Origin of the sequence: Lysinibacillus halotolerans (assembly GCF_003711845.1) — a bacterium.
GTDB classification, from domain to species: Bacteria; Bacillota; Bacilli; order Bacillales_A; family Planococcaceae; genus Ureibacillus; species Ureibacillus halotolerans.
The window spans coordinates 61193-77804 of sequence record NZ_RHLQ01000004.1; the positions used below are offsets into that span (position 1 = coordinate 61193).

The 16612-nt window shown below is 34.5% G+C and carries 20 protein-coding genes; 10 read left to right on the plus strand and 10 right to left on the minus strand.

Features of this window, described 5'->3' with window-relative positions; all coding sequences use genetic code 11:
• Positions 1–55 precede the first annotated feature (55 nt).
• The 4 genes from EC501_RS03215 to hemE form a co-directional block, all read right to left on the minus strand.
• Entirely contained in the window at positions 56–592 is a 537-nt protein-coding gene (locus EC501_RS03215; protein ID WP_122970855.1) for a FixH family protein, read from the minus strand.
• Positions 593–734: 142 nt separating this feature from the next.
• Positions 735–2132 (minus strand): protoporphyrinogen oxidase, encoded by a 1398-nt coding sequence (gene hemY, locus EC501_RS03220; RefSeq protein WP_241559262.1) that lies wholly within the window; start codon positions 2130–2132, stop codon positions 735–737.
• A gap of 33 nt (positions 2133–2165) precedes the next feature.
• Entirely contained in the window at positions 2166–3098 is a 933-nt protein-coding gene (gene hemH / locus EC501_RS03225) for a ferrochelatase (protein ID WP_122970857.1), read from the minus strand.
• Between the two features lie 75 nt (positions 3099–3173).
• Positions 3174–4226, minus strand: coding sequence for a uroporphyrinogen decarboxylase (hemE, locus tag EC501_RS03230; RefSeq protein WP_122970858.1), 1053 nt, complete (start codon positions 4224–4226; stop codon positions 3174–3176).
• Between the two features lie 436 nt (positions 4227–4662).
• Here hemE and EC501_RS03235 point away from each other — a divergent pair, with 436 nt between their 5' ends.
• Positions 4663–5184, plus strand: coding sequence for an antibiotic biosynthesis monooxygenase family protein (locus EC501_RS03235; RefSeq protein ID WP_122970859.1), 522 nt, complete (start codon positions 4663–4665; stop codon positions 5182–5184).
• Between the two features lie 35 nt (positions 5185–5219).
• Here EC501_RS03235 and EC501_RS03240 read toward each other — a convergent pair whose 3' ends face one another.
• A complete protein-coding gene (locus EC501_RS03240; protein ID WP_122970860.1) occupies positions 5220–6203 on the minus strand; it encodes an ornithine cyclodeaminase family protein in 984 nt (327 codons plus the stop codon).
• 27 nt (positions 6204–6230) lie between these two features.
• Positions 6231–7559 (minus strand): MFS transporter, encoded by a 1329-nt coding sequence (locus EC501_RS03245; RefSeq protein ID WP_122970898.1) that lies wholly within the window; start codon positions 7557–7559, stop codon positions 6231–6233.
• A gap of 215 nt (positions 7560–7774) precedes the next feature.
• Between EC501_RS03245 and EC501_RS03250 the strand changes: the two genes are divergently transcribed.
• On the plus strand, positions 7775–8275 hold the full coding sequence (locus EC501_RS03250) for a helix-turn-helix domain-containing protein (protein ID WP_122970861.1): 501 nt from the start codon (positions 7775–7777) through the stop codon (positions 8273–8275).
• Between the two features lie 53 nt (positions 8276–8328).
• On the opposite strand, the gene EC501_RS03255 is transcribed toward EC501_RS03250, so the two are convergent.
• Both EC501_RS03255 and EC501_RS03260 read right to left on the minus strand, forming a co-directional pair.
• Positions 8329–9528, minus strand: coding sequence for an ABC transporter permease (locus EC501_RS03255; protein WP_122970862.1), 1200 nt, complete (start codon positions 9526–9528; stop codon positions 8329–8331).
• A complete protein-coding gene (locus tag EC501_RS03260; protein ID WP_122970863.1) occupies positions 9521–10261 on the minus strand; it encodes an ABC transporter ATP-binding protein in 741 nt (246 codons plus the stop codon). Before EC501_RS03260 ends, EC501_RS03255 begins: the two co-directional genes overlap by 8 nt.
• Before the next feature lie 186 nt (positions 10262–10447).
• On the opposite strand from EC501_RS03260, the gene EC501_RS03265 reads away from it, so the two are divergent.
• From EC501_RS03265 to EC501_RS03290, 6 genes are all read left to right on the plus strand, one after another.
• Positions 10448–10873 (plus strand): HIT family protein, encoded by a 426-nt coding sequence (locus tag EC501_RS03265; RefSeq protein ID WP_122970864.1) that lies wholly within the window; start codon positions 10448–10450, stop codon positions 10871–10873.
• A 162-nt stretch (positions 10874–11035) separates the two neighbouring features.
• A complete protein-coding gene (locus EC501_RS03270) occupies positions 11036–11569 on the plus strand; it encodes a tryptophan transporter (RefSeq protein WP_122970865.1) in 534 nt (177 codons plus the stop codon).
• 172 nt (positions 11570–11741) lie between these two features.
• Positions 11742–12119: a YtxH domain-containing protein gene (locus tag EC501_RS03275; RefSeq protein WP_122970866.1), complete on the plus strand. Its 378-nt coding sequence runs from the start codon at positions 11742–11744 to the stop codon at positions 12117–12119.
• Positions 12120–12304: 185 nt separating this feature from the next.
• Entirely contained in the window at positions 12305–12859 is a 555-nt protein-coding gene (locus EC501_RS03280) for an HTH-type transcriptional regulator Hpr (protein WP_122970867.1), read from the plus strand.
• A gap of 179 nt (positions 12860–13038) precedes the next feature.
• On the plus strand, positions 13039–13578 hold the full coding sequence (locus EC501_RS03285; protein WP_122970868.1) for a DUF3267 domain-containing protein: 540 nt from the start codon (positions 13039–13041) through the stop codon (positions 13576–13578).
• 71 nt (positions 13579–13649) lie between these two features.
• Complete coding sequence (locus EC501_RS03290) at positions 13650–13835, plus strand: hypothetical protein (protein WP_122970869.1); 186 nt, start codon at positions 13650–13652, stop codon at positions 13833–13835.
• Between the two features lie 135 nt (positions 13836–13970).
• Here the strand turns inward: EC501_RS03290 and EC501_RS03295 are convergent, their stop codons facing one another.
• Positions 13971–14066 carry a YjcZ family sporulation protein gene (locus EC501_RS03295; protein ID WP_122970870.1) on the minus strand — a complete coding sequence of 32 codons (96 nt, stop codon included), beginning with the start codon at positions 14064–14066 and terminating at the stop codon, positions 13971–13973.
• A gap of 142 nt (positions 14067–14208) precedes the next feature.
• On the opposite strand from EC501_RS03295, the gene EC501_RS03300 reads away from it, so the two are divergent.
• Positions 14209–15117, plus strand: a complete 909-nt coding sequence (locus tag EC501_RS03300; protein WP_122970871.1) for a peptidylprolyl isomerase — start codon at positions 14209–14211, stop codon at positions 15115–15117.
• A gap of 141 nt (positions 15118–15258) precedes the next feature.
• Here the strand turns inward: EC501_RS03300 and yhaM are convergent, their stop codons facing one another.
• The gene (gene yhaM / locus EC501_RS03305) at positions 15259–16197 is read right to left on the minus strand and encodes a 3'-5' exoribonuclease YhaM (protein WP_122970872.1); all 939 of its coding nucleotides are present in this window, start codon (positions 16195–16197) and stop codon (positions 15259–15261) included.
• A 194-nt stretch (positions 16198–16391) separates the two neighbouring features.
• Between yhaM and EC501_RS03310 the strand changes: the two genes are divergently transcribed.
• On the plus strand, positions 16392–16577 hold the full coding sequence (locus tag EC501_RS03310) for a YhzD family protein (protein WP_122970873.1): 186 nt from the start codon (positions 16392–16394) through the stop codon (positions 16575–16577).
• Positions 16578–16612: the final 35 nt, after the last annotated feature.

The window sequence follows — 16612 nt, forward strand, 5'->3', positions numbered from 1 at the left end:
ACACGATAAAACCCTCAAAGCTCGCTCAAGCTTTGAGGGTTTTCAATTTGATTGTTTAATGATGATTGCTTTCTTCATTTGATTCGCTATGCTCACCGTGATTACTATGATCAGTTTCTGTAGATTCTCCTTGGTCACTTGGCATTGAATCATCACTATTATCTTCTTTTACTTTACTCATATCTGGATTACCGACAATGATTTGTTGTTTCGGCATAACGTGTAATCCCCTTGCCGTTGTATGGGCATACATATAATACACCCCATCATGATCAAAGGTAATTTCCGCTTTATAAACACCATCTGCTTCTAGCTTACCATCCATCATTTGCCCTTCATCTCGATATCCCGATTCCCAAACTTCAAATTCAACAGACTCTGCATCGTTGATATTCTCACCATTTTGAGAGACATGGGCAGCTAATTCAACCGGTTCATTTACTGCTACTTTTTCAGGCGTTAATATGTCTACAACTACTTCTAGTGACGCTGCATCTATTGGCCCTTCATTCGTATCTACTTCTTTGTCATTGGACGAACATCCTACTAATAGCGCCGTAATTGCTACGAAACTTGCAAACCACTTTTTCATTGTTTTTTCCTCCAACTTTTAGATAGAAAAACTTCATCGGTTACAAAACTTTCATTTTCATTCGAAATAAGAGCTTATTCTTTTCTAAAAAATAAAAGCTGTCTATCCATTTAAGATTCGACAGCTATGTTCAAGATTTAATTTAAATAAGCTGCATTTCAAACATTTTATTTAACATTTCATCTGCAACGCTTTTTCCTTGGGAAACACAATCTGGAACACTAATACCTTCATAAGAACTTCCTACTAATTTAACATTAGGGAACTCTTCCTCCAATTGTTCTTTCATGGATTCCATACGTTTTTCATGCCCTACTGTATATTGGGGCATCGATTGCTTCCAACGGGAAACAACTGTAAATATTGGTGCTTCCGTTAAACCAATGGCTCTCTCTAAATCATTTAGAACCGTTTTTTCAATATCACTATCTGATAGTTCCACAATGGCTTCATCACCAACACGCCCAATATATACTCGCAACAAATCATAGCCTTCTGGGGCAACATTTTCCCATTTATGATTGCACCAAGTACATGTCGTAATGGCAAAGTCACTATTTCTAGATACAAAAAAATTCATTGCATCTTGATATTTTTCAACTTCTCCTTGTTTAAAGGCCATAGTTACCGTTGCTATTGTGGCATATTGCATTATTGGTGTATGTTCCAACAAGCCATAACTTGTAAAAATATCTTTTGTCACATTAAATGGCGTCGTCATAATAACAGCATCACATTTAATCGGTGCCATATTATTAGAGAATAATTGAATCGTACCGTCATTTAATTTATCAATAGATTCCACTTTTACTCCCTTTAAAATGGAATTGGGCGATAGTTGGGATTCCAAAGTTTCAACAAGGGTTTCTAAACCATTTTCAAAAGTTTGGTAGGACTCAATATGCTCTTTTCTTAATGCTTCTCCCGATTTTTTCAAACCAAGAATTAAACTTCGATGTTTCTTTTCAAGCTGATAAAATTGGGGAAACATCGACTTGATACTTAAATGGTCGATGTCCCCCGCAAAAGTTCCTGCAAGTAAAGGTTCTACTAAATTTTCAACAACTTCTTTACCAAAACGGCGTCTAAAGAAATCCCCAATCGGTTCATCCTCCAAATCCCTTGTTTTAGGTAACAATAAATCCCCTGCAGCACGAATTTTGCCAGTTAAAGAAAATAAACCAGACGTAATGAATGAAGAGACTTCAAGCGATCCAAACATAAAATTGTTTGGAATTGGATACAGATTGCTACCGACTGCTACATACGTAAGTCCATTGTTATTCTTCATCATCTTTTGTTCGATACCTAAATCTTTAGCTAGATCACGAACACTATTGTTATAGTCTAAAAAAGATTCAGGACCCCGTTCGATAATAAATCCATCCTTCCTTAAAGTTTGGATTTTACCCCCTAAACGTAAAGATGATTCGATTAACACGACCTCAATCGGCAAATTGTTCAATTGTGCTTTTCTTTGTAAATAGAACGCTGCCGTTAAACCGGTAATACCTCCGCCTATAACAGCAACTTTTCGCATCCTTAAAGTCACCCTCATCATCACTCTCTAAAATTAATTAGCCAATTTATTATAAATAGCATCCACCATCGCATCTATAAATAACGGATGCGTGTTTGGCATTGGTGGACGACGATAGTTCGCACCAAGCTCATCACAAACAACTTTACATTCATAATCGTTATCATAAAGAACTTCTAAATGTTCTGTCACAAATCCTACAGGAATGTACACGAATGAACGGAATCCTTTTTCTTCATAAAGTTCACGTGTTAAATCTTGAACATCTGGTCCAAGCCAAGGCTCTGGTGTTTGACCAGCAGATTGCCAGCCAACCTCCACATTTTTCACACCTGTAGCTTGTTGAATTAAACGAGCAGTTTCAATTAATTGGTCTTCATATGGATCGCCAGCTTCTTTAATTTTTTCTGGTAATGAGTGATTGGAAACGATTAGACAAGCTTTTTCACGTTCTTCTTCGTCCATTTCAGCAAATGCATGATTCACAGCTTCTTTCCAATATTCGATGAACTTCGGTTCGTTATACCAAGCTTCTACAGACGTTAATTTCATAGAGCTGCCTAATTTTTCAATCGCTTCTTTTGCTCTACCATTGTAGGATTTAATTGAAAACGTTGAGAAGTGTGGTGCTAAAACGATAGAAACGGCTTCTTCAATACCGTCTTTTACCATTGCTTCTACTGCATCTTCAATAAATGGTTCGATATGTTTTAAACCGATATAAAATTTATATTCTACTTCATCTTGCACTTCATTTAAACGAGCTTCAAGGGCTTGAGCTTGTTTTTTCGTCATTTCTGCAAGGGGTGAAATCCCACCGATTGCTTTATAACGACTTTTTAAATCTTCTAAATGTTCTTCAGAAGGTTTACGTCCATGACGAATATGTGTGTAATATCGTTCAATATCTTCTTCTTTATATGGTGTTCCATATGCCATTACTAATAATCCACGTACTGGTTTCAATTTTTTCACCTCATAAAATTTTACTTATTGTTATATATTATTTTGCTAAAACATTTCCTTAGCGAATTCACTACCTTATTGACCTAACTGACTTACTCTTTCACGACTGTATTCATGAATGAAAGTTGTAAGGCGTTTTAGTACATCTGGATTGACTTCAGGGAACACGCCATGACCTAGATTGAAGATGTGACCAGGTACTTCTAGTCCTTGATCGATAATATCTTTTGTACGTTGTTCAATTACAGACCAATCTGCTAACAACAATGAAGGATCAAGGTTACCTTGCACAGCTTTCTGTACGCCTAATTCACGAGCTTTTCGAATTGGCATGCGCCAATCTAAGCCAACAACATCAATAGGTAGATCATTCCATTCATTAACTAAATGGCTTGCACCTACTCCAAATTGGATTAATGGGACATTTTCTTTTCGCAATTCAGCAAAAATACGTGTCATCACTGGTTTAATGAAAACGCGGTAGTCTTCTACGTTTAAAGCGCCAACCCAAGAATCAAATACTTGAATCGCTTTAGCGCCAGCTTCAATTTGAGCTGTAACGTCATTAATAATCATATCACCTAGCTTGTCCATTAAAGCAAACCATGCTTTTGGCTCTGATACCATAAATGATTTTGTTTTATTGTAGTTACGTGAAGGACCACCTTCAATCATATAACTTGCTAAAGTGAAAGGTGCACCAGCGAAGCCAATTAATGGTACATTTAATTGTTCTTCCGTTAACAATTTAATTGTTTCCAAAACGAATGGTGTATGTTCTTTTGCATTGAATTCTCCTAATTTCTCCACATCAGCTACTGTGCGTATTGGATTAGAGATAACTGGTCCAACGCCTGCTTTAATTTTCACATCAACACCAATACCTGGAAGCGGTGTTACAATGTCTTTATAAAGAATTGCTGCATCAACATTGTAGTTTTCTACAGGTAATCTTGTGACATAAGCACATAATTCCGGTTGATGGGTAATTTCTTCTAATGAATATTTTTCTTTTATTTTTCGGTATTCTGGTTGTGAACGGCCAGCTTGACGCATATACCAAACAGGTGTGTACTCTGTACGCTCTCCTCTTGCAGCCCGCAATAATGTATCATTAATCGCTTTCATTTTAGTACCTTCCCCTCAATTTAATAAGCCCTGTTTCCTACTTTTCTTTCGAGCAAAGCATATTTATATTCAGTATAGGTATCCCTATAAAGAATAAAGCAAAAAAATAAAAACTACCTTTATTTCATTTCACTCGTTGATGCAAACGTACCGTTCTAAACATTCGTTACGAGTTCGTAATAAAGACAATTGGGTGATCTTTGTTCATTTTTTACACTCACCTTAAGAAAAGCAAAAAATGAACAAAGAAATATATTAGTTCATTGATATCCGTTTTCAAATATATACTTTTACCATCATATTGTATAGTTTTATCGACGAAATGTCATAAAATTGTTCTTTAACGAAAGATTTTACCAACAATAATTTTTGACAAACGTTACTTCTTTTGCTTTGATGAAATCAATAGAAATTTATGAAAGGGGTTTGGTTACGTTTGTTTATTTATTTAACATCTGGAACTGCGGAATATATGGAGAAGTTAATGAAAAAATATCGTTCAAAGGAACATATGATTGTTTTACATGGTTCTGGAACTTCCGTTTTACTCCATGAAACTGAAGGAAAAACTCTATTTGCTACTCCACGAAAATATGAAGTATTAGATAGTGTGAATGAAATTGAGCAACGGGGGTATTTCGTTTTTAATCATATCCCTGTATCGGATGAAGGTAGACCTATTTTTGAAAAACGTTTTTTAGAACGTTCGAAAACGATTGAAAACGAACCGGGATTCATCGCTTTCCGTTTGTTACGTCCGTTAGCTTCTGATACGTATATCGTCCTTACCCAGTGGACTGGTCCAAACTCCTTTGAAACATGGAAAAACTCCCAATCCTTTAAAGAAGCCCATAGTAAACCTAGTGGTACAACACCGGGTGTAAAAAAACAAAATATTTTTAACGCAGCCAGTTACCTTACGACTTATTCAGGTAAATTAATGGAAAGTGAACAATAAAAAATATAGGGGTGTCAATGGACACCCCTACTTCACTATACTTCAATCGTTATTCCTCGTTTATCCTCTAATGCTTTATAATAGACACCCTTTGCAACAGCCAAATCATAATAAGCTGCGCCAACAGATTTAAAAAAAGTTATTTCCTTTTCATTTTCTCTTCCTATTAAATGGCCGCTTACTAAAGATTCCAATTCCCCATATAGTTGTTCAAAGGACCAAACACCTTTGTGATTAGCATTAATAAGTTCCCCAGCTTCATCCTTTGCACCATGTACATCATCTACCACAATTTTAGAAGCGGATTCAATCGTTGTTTCATCGATTTCATGCATATGGGGTAAATAAGAACCGACGCCGTTCACATGGGTACCCGGTTTTAAATAATCCCCGTTAAAGACAGGTGTTGTCGATTTCGTAGCACAACAAATAATATCGGCTTTACTGACGGCTACATTCACTTCCTCTTCAACGGTAATAATCGCTGATATGCCAAAATCCTTTAACTTTTGTAAAAATACTAGAGCTCGTTCCTTCGTTCGATTGACTAAAAGTATTTCTCGAATATTCCGAACCGCTAATACACCAAGTACTTGTTCAAATGCCATTCCACCTGTTCCAATAACCGTTAACACTTCAGAACTTTCCTTAGCAAGATAATCTGTTGCTAAAGCAGTCATCGCGCCAGTCCGCAATCTCGTTAAATAAGAAGCATTAAGGAAAGATAAATGCTCCCCCGTCTCCGTACTCGTTAGAACGATGACTCCTTGAGTTGTTGGTAATCCCTTTTCATAATTATTTGGAAAAATCGTGACAACTTTCACCGCAGCCACTTTATTTTCCAAATCCGCGCTTGGCATATAAAGAGAGGAAGCATTCCTTTCTGGAAACTCTAAAATCGTTCGATGGGGGGATTGAACTTTATTTTGACCTTTTGCAATCAACGTTTCTCGAACATCGGAAATAGCATCTTCAATTGTATAAAAACTTTTAATCTCTTGTTCATTTAATAGTATCAATCATAACATCTCCGTTATTTTTATTTACTAATGTACAGCAGTCTTTTCCCGTTCTTTCCCCTCTGTTTTAACCTCTTTACTTACAGTTTCGAATTCATCTAATTCTTTATTACTCTTTTCTCTTACAGAAAATACAGCAATTAAAGAAATAACGGCTGTTAATATAATGTAAATAGCAACTGGAACATAGGAATTGTTAAATTGAACTAATAAAGCAGTAGCTACTAATGGAGCTGTTCCACCGGCAACTGCAGCACCAATTTGGTACCCTAATGAAACTCCTGTATAACGTACTTTTGCGTCGAAAATTTCAGAGAACATCGTTCCTAATACAGCAGTAATTGGAGCCCAAATAATACCTAGTCCGATAATCGTTGCAATTAATAACGTTGCAAAAGTACGTTGTTCAAGTAGTAAGAAGTATGGGAATGCGTATAAAATCATCCCAATCGTACCCCAAATATAAACTTTTTTCCGTCCAATTTTGTCAGATAAACTCCCCATAACTGGCATTAACAGCGTAGTAATAATTGTGGCAATCATAACCGCTACTAAAACTTGTGTATTGGTAAAACCTAAATTACTCGTTCCATAGGACACGATAAACGTTGCAAAAATATAAAATGGAGCTGTTTCAACAACTTTTCCACCAATGGCGATTAATACTTCTTTCCAATGGTATTTAAAAATATCAACAATCGGTAATTTTGGAATCTCTCCTGATTCTTGTACCTTTTTAAAGGAAGGTGTCTCATCAAGCCCTTTACGAATCCATAGACCGAAAATAACTAAAACTGCACTTGCTATAAATGGAATACGCCATCCCCAAGAAATAAAGGCATCTTGAGAAACAACCGAAGTGATGAACGTTAAAGCACCTGAACCTAAAAACATCCCAATCGTAACGCCCATTTGTGGGAAGGCACCAAATAATCCTCGTTTGTCCTTTGGAGCATATTCTACTGCTAGAAGCAATGAACCTCCCCATTCACCGCCAATCCCAATTCCTTGAACTAAACGAAGGGTAATTAATAGAATAGGAGCCGCAACGCCTATGGCTTGATAAGTTGGTAATAACCCCATCAATACAGTTGCAACACCCATAATTGTAAGAGTCACAACTAGGGTTTTTTTGCGTCCTATCCGGTCTCCGATATGACTAAAAATAACACCACCTAATGGGCGTATAAAGAAGGCTAAAGCTAATGAAGCATATGATAACAATAGGCCGACGGTTGGATCATCGGCGACAAAAAACACTTGATTAAATACTAATGCGGCAACTGTACCGTATAAGAAATAATCAAACCATTCAATTGAACTACCTACTAAACTTGCAATCCATACTTTCACCATTTGATTTTTACTCACTACATTTCCTCCTTAATTTTTTTATGTCACTAAAAATCGAAGAAAGAAAAAAAGTATGTACAAAAATTTAAGTGACACTTAAATTATTTCAAATCAAATATTACACATTTTAGAATTTTCAGTCAATAGTTTTTTATAGGTTTGAGTTAAGTAGAATACTAGCGTATAATTTTTTATGGAAATATTAGGAGGTGTTAGACATGACGATAGGTGAACGACTCCGAAAAATAAGAAAAAAGAAGAAAATGACATTAAAAACTCTTTCAGAACTTACAGGGGTTTCCATTAGTTTCTTATCTCAAGTAGAACGAAACAAATGTAATGTTACATTAGAATCATTGAGGAAAATTAGTGATGCTCTTTACGTTAATCCAAGTATATTTTTTTCCGATACAAATCATGATAGCCCAGAAGTGAAAAGCTTCCCCTTTTATTATGAGGATCTTTCAAATAATATTAAAAACCCATCCTTTCACCCGATACTTGTTACACTAAAACCGAGGGAAAAGGAAATTAAAGAACTTACCCATTATGGACATGAATTTATATACGTTTTATCTGGAACATTAACATTATCCCTTGAAGGCAATATGATTGAACTGAAAGAAAACGACTCCATCATGTTAGAATCCACAAGAAACCACAATTGGTGGAATAATAGTGAACAAGATGTTCAGTTTCTATTAGTTTCTACAAATTAATAGTAAAAGGAGTACTTAAGCATCTCACAACTTAAGTACTCCTTTTCTTTTGTTTAATATTCTTCAGAAGGATCCTTTGTCATCATAAAGGTTACTTCACTTATCGCTATAACAATAACCGGTAATACAAAAAACAAAGGTTGTCCTAAGGCGCAAATCGTTACAATAATGGCTTGAATAACCATAAAAAGACGTAACACTTTTTGAACTGCCTGTTTTCGTTGCGTCTTTACAACTGGATAAAGCCGATCCATTCTAAAATCTCCTGAAGATAGAAGGGCATATTTTAGTTGAATCGTTGTTGCAAAGGAAAGGGCCGCTGCAACAATCCACGTAACAATTGGAATGTTCACTAACAATACGACAATGCCAGAAATGGCTGTTAAACGTACCCATAAATAAAAATGATCATCAGTTCGGATAAACGTTCGATATACTAAATAATTTTGGGTACTTTTTTGACTGTAAGGAACAATAGAATAAACAAAATTTAACCAACTTCTTCGGCGAATCGAACCACGCAAATGAGGGACATCTGTAAAATAGTTGGCAAATCGATAAAAGCCCATCATGCGGTTTTGTTCTAGTTTTACAAAATGCTCATAAGGGATTGGTTGTTCCTTCACCCGTCTTACTAATGCCCAATCGTATATTAAAAGTAAAACGATAAAAAGAATAACAAAGGAAAAGCGTGCAGTTAAAATAGATTGCACCGTTAAAATTGAAAGAACGGCACGAGTTACTTTGTCTACTCCAACGTTATATCCTCTATTCGCATATCGATAATGAAACTCAATTTGCACATTCAAATATTTTAAAAGAATAATGATTATCAATACAGTCCAAATTTGGGCAGATGATAATTCTGTCACTGTATTTAACAAAGGAATCGCCACAATGTAAACAACGGATACTAGTCCAATTTGAGACCAAAAAGTCCATGTCAGTGCCTTTTTAAAATATAAAGACATTTTAGATTCTAACGGTAACAAATAAACTTGATCCGGCTCACGCAACAATGTAACAGGTCGACTGAGTGCTAAAATGATACCTATAATAAGCGCTACAATCCATTCCGCTGGGAAAGACGGTTTGACAACTTTTAACCATTCACTATATTGATATCCAACGGCACCAATGACAAAAACTAGAACAAGCGCCAAATGCCCGGTGAAAACGAAACGCATATATTTTTGCACTTCATTCATATAGTGGGTAAATCGCTTAGACCAGACCTCGTTCAAATTATTCATGGTCTTGCTCCTTTGTCATTGCGATATATAGATCATCTAATGTAGCATCTGGCATATTAAAGGCTCTTCGTAAATCATTCATCGTCCCTTGTGCTCGAACTCGACCTTCATGTAATAAAATAATTCGATCACAATGCTTTTCGGCCGTTGATAATATGTGGGTAGACATTAAAATAGAAGCACCATCTTTTTTCTTTTCATCCATCTGGTCTAGTAAAGATTGAATTCCTAATGGATCCAATCCAACGAACGGTTCATCAATAATATATAACTGTGGATTTACTAGAAATGCACACATAATCATTACTTTTTGGCGCATCCCCTTTGAAAAATGGGATGGAAACCAATTTAAACGTTTTTCCATTCGAAATTCCTTTAATAAATCTTCTGAACGTGATTTCAATGTATATTGATCAATGTCATAAGCCATTGCTGTTAATTCTAAATGTTCTTTTAAAGTTAATTCATCATATAACACAGGTGTTTCTGGTATATAGGAAAAGGAAGATCGATATTTTTTTATATCCTCATTCAACGTGACACCATTTAAACGAATTTCCCCACTTTGTGGTAAAAGTGTACCGATAATATGTTTTATCGTCGTACTCTTCCCCGCTCCATTTAAACCAATTAAACCAACAAGCTCACCTTGACCAATTGAAAAAGTTAAATCTTTTATTACTGGCTTTCTTGTATATCCACCGGTTACATCTGTTAGTTGTAACAATGTCATTTTTTTACGTCACTCCTATTCTTTCTACAGTTTAACAAAAAATGCGAATGGAATCAGTTGTCATATGTTAAAATATAAGAAAAACACGAATATTGCTAATCAAGCGGTATACGATGTCTTTGAAAAACTAAGCATATCGCCAATTAGGCGGCATGTCTCACTACTTTACTTGAAAGGGTGTTTATTTTGAACGATTGTATTTTTTGTAAAATCATTGACGGTACCATTCCAAGTACAAAAGTTTACGAAGATGAAAACGTCTATGCATTTATGGATGTTTCACCTTTAACAAAGGGACATACTTTATTAATTCCGAAACAACATGTCCAAGATTTATTTGAAATGCCAGAAGAAGTTGCATCCAAACTTTATTCCGTTGCACCTAAAATTGCTAATGCAATTAAAGATGCCTTTCATCCACAAGGAATGAACACAATTAATAACAACGGTGCCTTTGCAGGACAATCTGTGTTCCATTACCATTTACACTTTATCCCTCGTTATGATGAAACAGATGGTTTAAAAGTTAAATGGGAAACAAAACAAAACGAGTTTACTTCTGATGTTTTACAAACGATCGCATCTCAAATAAAAGAAAACTTAAACGACTAAGATTGTATCCTTTTACAATTATATGAAATTCGTTGAATTGTATTCTATTATATGAGGTTGCAAAATATTTATTAAGCGATTAAAATCAATGTAAGTTTCGCTAACGGCAACGAGTGCACGTTAGGAAATGAGAGCATAGAAAAGTAGAGGAGAGTTTTGTAAATGAATACAAAAAATTTAGTTTTAATGGCGCTTTTAGTTGGTATAGGTGCTGCGCTTTATCTTATAATCCCTGGTTACGGTGAAGGGATGAAACCAGATTTTATGTTAACGATGATGTTTATTGGGATTTTATTATTCCCTACCTTTAAGGAGACATTTTTGTTAGCTATTGCAACGGGTATTTTATCTGGTCTATTTTCCACATTCCCCGGTGGATTCGTTCCGAATATAATTGATAAAGTTGTGACAGGTATTGTCTTCTTTGTTATTGTGGTAGCATTACGTAAAGTAGCTCAAAAAATAGCGGTTGGAACAGTATTAGTTTGTTTAGGTACATTACTTTCTGGAACTACTTTCCTGTCAATGGCGTTAATGTTAGTAGGATTACCTGGAGGGCAAGCATTTGGGGCATTATTTGTCCTTGTTGTTTTACCAGCTGTATTATTAAATGCGATTGCGTTTATCATTATCTACCCAATTATTACAAACCTATTAAAACGTGCAAAATTCAACACGTCAATATCCCAAGCTTAAATGAAAAGTAGACAAAGTACATTCACTTTGTCTACTTTTTTTCTAGACAAATCCTTTCTGCTCTTACTTTTTTTAAATGTTCATTCATGGTTTAATATGGGGAAGAGAGGGAAACTTTTATATATATAGAAGAAAATAATAAACTATCGATTACAATATAGGAGTGATAAATATGCGTGCGAAACCATTTTTAATCGGATTATCAACAGGAATTATCGGAGGATTAACTGCTATTATTTTTTCTACTCCCCAATCGGGAAATGAGCTTCGTTCAAATGTTGCACGAAATTTAAAAATTGCTAAAACAAGATTATCTGAAATTCAACACCATTCCAGTTCAGTGAAAGAGTCGATTATAACTTTAAAAAACGAAGCGAAAAATAATATCCCAAATATAATGAATGACTTAAAAGGTTCCATTTCCAATTTTAGACAAGAAATTGGATCGGATACAGAGAAGTTAAAAGAAGAAATAGAAGGATTACAGAGATCTATCGCCGAAATCGAGAATAATTTATCAGAAATCAATAATAACAAGAAAAAAGAATAAAAAAACAATTACTCATTTATACCTAATTTATGGTTATTAAATGGGTAATTTTTAATTATTTCATCGTAAATTTTAATATTTTTCAGGCAAAATTCAATTATTTAATTTTTCTAACTTTAAACTTTTTTCTTTTATTGCTATAATATTTTCATAATGTTAAGGAAAGAAGAAAGTAGGTGTTCGCTTTGTCTGATGATTCATACACAATGAAAGAAGCAATGCTTTATAGCCAAAGAATTGCTCAATTGTCAAAAGCATTATGGAAAGCTGTAGAGAAAGACTGGCAACAATGGATTAAGCCCTATGATTTAAACATCAATGAACATCATATTTTATGGATTGCCTTCCATCTAAAAGGAGCATCCATTTCCGATGTTGCAAGATTCGGAGTAATGCATGTTTCAACTGCTTTTAACTTCTCAAAAAAACTAGAAGAAAGGGGCCTATTAAAGTTCTCTAAGCGGGATGATGACAAACGTAATACTTATGTCGAGCTGACTCAAAAAGGCGAGGATCTAATTCTACTTATGTACGATCATTATTACGATACACATCATTCAATCCTTGAAGGATCTCTAGCATTAAAAGAATTGTATGGTAGATTTCCAGAATTTCTTGATGTTATGGCCGTTATACGTAACATTTATGGGGAAGATTTTATTGAAATTTTTGAGCGTTCATTTAAAAACTTCCGTTCTTCTATCGTTGAAGATGAAGACAAATTGATTGTGAAAAGATAAATGACAAATCAAAACCCTTTATAAAGTATGAATATGTTTTAGAATGTCAAGGATGATTATGAGTGTAGCGATACACTCTTTTCTTTTTCTTAAAAAGATTTTCAAAAAATTGGTGTAGCATTAAGACCTTTTTTCCATTACAATATTTTCACTATAAATTTTAAGTGGGGTCATTTATCTTGCATTGTTGGAAAACAATAAACATAAAAAAAGAATATGGATCAACTTGGATAGCGATCATGGTAACTTCCTTATTTATACTAGTTTTTTCCTTTTCTTATTTAGTATTTAATCGCTTACACCCAACTTTATATCGGGATGATAATTTTTGGCAATTTGTCGTTGTGTTACTATTACTCTATCCATTACATAAGCTTATCCATTACTACTCGCTTTTCGATTATCGAGTCTTTGTTAAATTTCGAATGCGTATCGATTACAAGTTTATTCCAATCATTCGCATGCGTATTAAAACTATTATTTCAAAAAAACGATATATTTTTACGTTATTAGCACCGTTTATCATAATAAATACAATACTCATCATATTTGCTATTTCTATTCCCCAGTACACCCACTTCAGTTGTATTTTATTGGGGTATCATTGCAGTATTTGTTTTGTGGATCTTTTATATGTAAAAAATTTAATTGTTGCTCCTAAAGATGCTGTCATTGAAGAAACACCCAAGGGTTGTGAAATTTTAGTAAGAACCCTTTAGTGGTATAATTACTTGTATTACATTGACATTTTTTGTATCCTTAAAGGAAGTGAAAGAGGGGAGGAATAGACTTGCTACTTTTCGTTGTAGTGCTATTCTCAGTGTTTTATTTGTTTCAAATAAACCGCATGACATATGCACTTGTCATGTTAAAAGAAATTCCAGAAGAAAAGCATGAAAAAATATTCCGTACCATAAATGTACTGGTTACCATTTTATTAGTTTCCTTTTACGTTGAAGTTTACGTTGCAATGTAAAAGAAACTTGAAAAATTAATTTTGACTTACAATGGTTGCAATATAGGGGTTTAAAGAAGTTGGTATGGATAAAAAGATAAGAGAGCTAATGCTAAACATTAGCTCCCTGACTGTTTCGTTACGTATGTTGTTTTATTAGTAAATGAACGCAGCACCTACAATGATTAATAAAATGAACAACACAACTAATAACGCGAAACCACTACCATATCCGCCATTATAGCTTCCCATCACGACACCCCCTTTCAAAAACTATAGTATGCATGCATGTTCGTGGCATATAGGCAAATAAACATGCAACCATTTTTGTTTTTAATCCGTTTATGTTATAGTTACTATTGATTTCAATCGAAGTTAGGAGAGTTTATTACTTATGAAAAAACCGTTTTTAGCACTAACACTAGCTACTTCCGTTTTCGCTCTATCAGCATGTAACTCTGGTGATGAGGTAGTTGTTTCAACTTCATATGGAGATATTTCGAAAGATGAATTTTACAATGATATTAAAAAACTTGCAGGTAATGCCCTATTAGAGCAAGTTGTCATTGAACAAATTTTAGAAAGTAAATACAAAGTGACGGATGAGGAAGTAGATGAGCAATTCAAAGCTGTTAAAGAACAATATGGTGATTCTTTTGAATCTGTATTATCATCAAACGGCCTAACTGAGGAAGCATTCAAAGATAACGTTCGTTTCTCTCTTTTACAAGAAAAAGCTCTTGCAGAAGATGTAACGGACGAACAAATTGAAAAATATTACAATCAAGGAAAATATGAATTAAATGCACGTCACATTTTAGTAGCTGACGAAGAAACAGCTCGTAATGTGAAAGAAAAACTAAATGCTGGTGAAGATTTTGCTGCATTAGCTAAAGAATATTCAACAGACGGTTCTGCTTCTAACGGTGGAGAACTTGGATGGTTTACTGTCGGATCAATGGTAGATGAATTCAATGATGCTGCTTATGCTTTAGAAGTAAATGAAATTAGTGAACCAGTTCAAACACAATATGGTTACCATATTATCCAAGTAACGGACAAGCGTGAAGTAAAAGATTACGGTACATTGGAAGAAAAAGAAGATGAAATTAGAAAAGCCTTAGCACAAAAAGGCGACTGGCAATCAAAAGTAGTAGAGCTAGTAAAAGAAGCTAAAGTAGATATTAAAGATAAAGACTTAAAAACAGCTTTAGACCACTACACAGCAACGGAAGAGAAAGCGTCTGACGATAAAGCTGCTGAAGATGAAAAAGCTACTGAAGACGAAAAATCAGATAAATAATCAAATTGATTTAAAAGCGTAGTATTTTTCAAATACTACGCTTTTTCATATTTTATATTTGTCGTTTCCTTCCCTACTAAAAAAGCCGTTACCTTATTAGGTAACAGCTTTTAATATTTTTATTTCATTGTGAACTGCTAATTACTCAAAGGTTGGCTTGTAGAAAGAACGATTATCAAGTGGGAAAAGTCTTTCGGTAAACTCACCAGGTTTTGTTTTCGATAATGCCCTTGTTAACATGTTCATTTTGGCATCAATATTATCAATGTAATGGAGAATTTCAGCTTCTTGAACCATTGGCTTTTTCGGGCTACCCCATTCCTCTTTACCGTGATGGGATAACACAATATGTTTTAAAATGACAACTTCTTCCCCATCAATGCCTAATTCCTTAGCAGCCTGACCAATTTCATCAACCATAATGGAAATATGGCCTAATAAATTTCCTTCTACCGTATAGGCTGTAGCAATCGGACCCGTCAGTTCTTTTACTTTCCCAATATCGTGCAATATAATTCCTGCATAAATTAAATCGCGATTTAACGTCGGATAAAGATCACAAATTGATTTTCCTAGACGAAGCATTGACACAACATGATCGATTAATCCAGAAGCATAATCATGATGATTTTTCGAAGCGGCTGGAAAAACGGATAGTTCTGATTGATATTTTTTTATAATGTATCGTGTAATTCGTGAAATATTTGGATTTTTAATTTCAAAGAAAAATTGTGTCAGTTCTTCAAAAAGCTCTTCTTTCGGTGTAGATGCAGACGGTAATAAATCATTTATTTGAATACCTTCATCTGCTCGAGCAACCCTTATTTGTTTAATTCGAAGCTGGTTTTTCCCACGATAATCGTGAATCTCCCCACCAATATGTACGATAACTTCAGGACGATACATATTTTCATGCTCTTCGTTCGTATCCCATAATTTCGCCTCAATATCCCCACTCTTATCTTGTAAGATGAGTGTCATGAAAGGTTTGCCTACTGTTGTAACTCCTTTTGTTGCTTGTTTAATTAGTAAAAATTGATTCACTGATTCCCCCGCTTGGAGTTGGGTTATTCCTTTCATATCGAAAACACTCCTTTTTCTCTTCATTCCGTATGAAACTCTTATATTACTATTGTAACACGGGAACCTAATAGATACGATTTAAAATCAAAAGAACATTCCATTAATCAAATTTTCTTTATTTTCAATGAATTAATTCGATAGATTATGTATAATGTATTATATCTTCTAGTATGTAAAAAGGTGGGGGTACAATGGAGAATTTTCGTTTTACAGCATTTGAAAAAACAGGGGAAATTTTATTTGATGAAATTTGGACATTCGAAAGTGAAGAGGTTGCTAAAGAAAAGGGCCAAAAACAAATTGAAGAGCATGGGGTAGAAAATAAAACCCATCGTCTTGTTAATTCGAAGGGAAAATTGATTTTATTTCACATTTAAGTTAATACAAATTATTAGGCGTCTCCAAAAGCAGA

Coding starts and splice junctions, on each gene's coding strand:
- EC501_RS03215 (WP_122970855.1), bottom strand. CDS start 592: ATGAAAAAGTGGTTTGCAAGTTTCGTAGCAATTACGGCGCTATTAGTA.
- hemY (WP_241559262.1), bottom strand. CDS start 2,132: ATGCGAAAAGTTGCTGTTATAGGCGGAGGTATTACCGGTTTAACGGCA.
- hemE (WP_122970858.1), bottom strand. CDS start 4,226: ATGAAAGCGATTAATGATACATTATTGCGGGCTGCAAGAGGAGAGCGT.
- EC501_RS03245 (WP_122970898.1), bottom strand. CDS start 7,559: ATGGTGAAAGTATGGATTGCAAGTTTAGTAGGTAGTTCAATTGAATGG.
- EC501_RS03250 (WP_122970861.1), top strand. CDS start 7,775: ATGACGATAGGTGAACGACTCCGAAAAATAAGAAAAAAGAAGAAAATG.
- EC501_RS03255 (WP_122970862.1), bottom strand. CDS start 9,528: ATGAATAATTTGAACGAGGTCTGGTCTAAGCGATTTACCCACTATATG.
- EC501_RS03260 (WP_122970863.1), bottom strand. CDS start 10,261: ATGACATTGTTACAACTAACAGATGTAACCGGTGGATATACAAGAAAG.
- EC501_RS03270 (WP_122970865.1), top strand. CDS start 11,036: ATGAATACAAAAAATTTAGTTTTAATGGCGCTTTTAGTTGGTATAGGT.
- EC501_RS03275 (WP_122970866.1), top strand. CDS start 11,742: ATGCGTGCGAAACCATTTTTAATCGGATTATCAACAGGAATTATCGGA.
- EC501_RS03295 (WP_122970870.1), bottom strand. CDS start 14,066: ATGGGAAGCTATAATGGCGGATATGGTAGTGGTTTCGCGTTATTAGTT.
- EC501_RS03300 (WP_122970871.1), top strand. CDS start 14,209: ATGAAAAAACCGTTTTTAGCACTAACACTAGCTACTTCCGTTTTCGCT.
- yhaM (WP_122970872.1), bottom strand. CDS start 16,197: ATGAAAGGAATAACCCAACTCCAAGCGGGGGAATCAGTGAATCAATTT.
- EC501_RS03310 (WP_122970873.1), top strand. CDS start 16,392: ATGGAGAATTTTCGTTTTACAGCATTTGAAAAAACAGGGGAAATTTTA.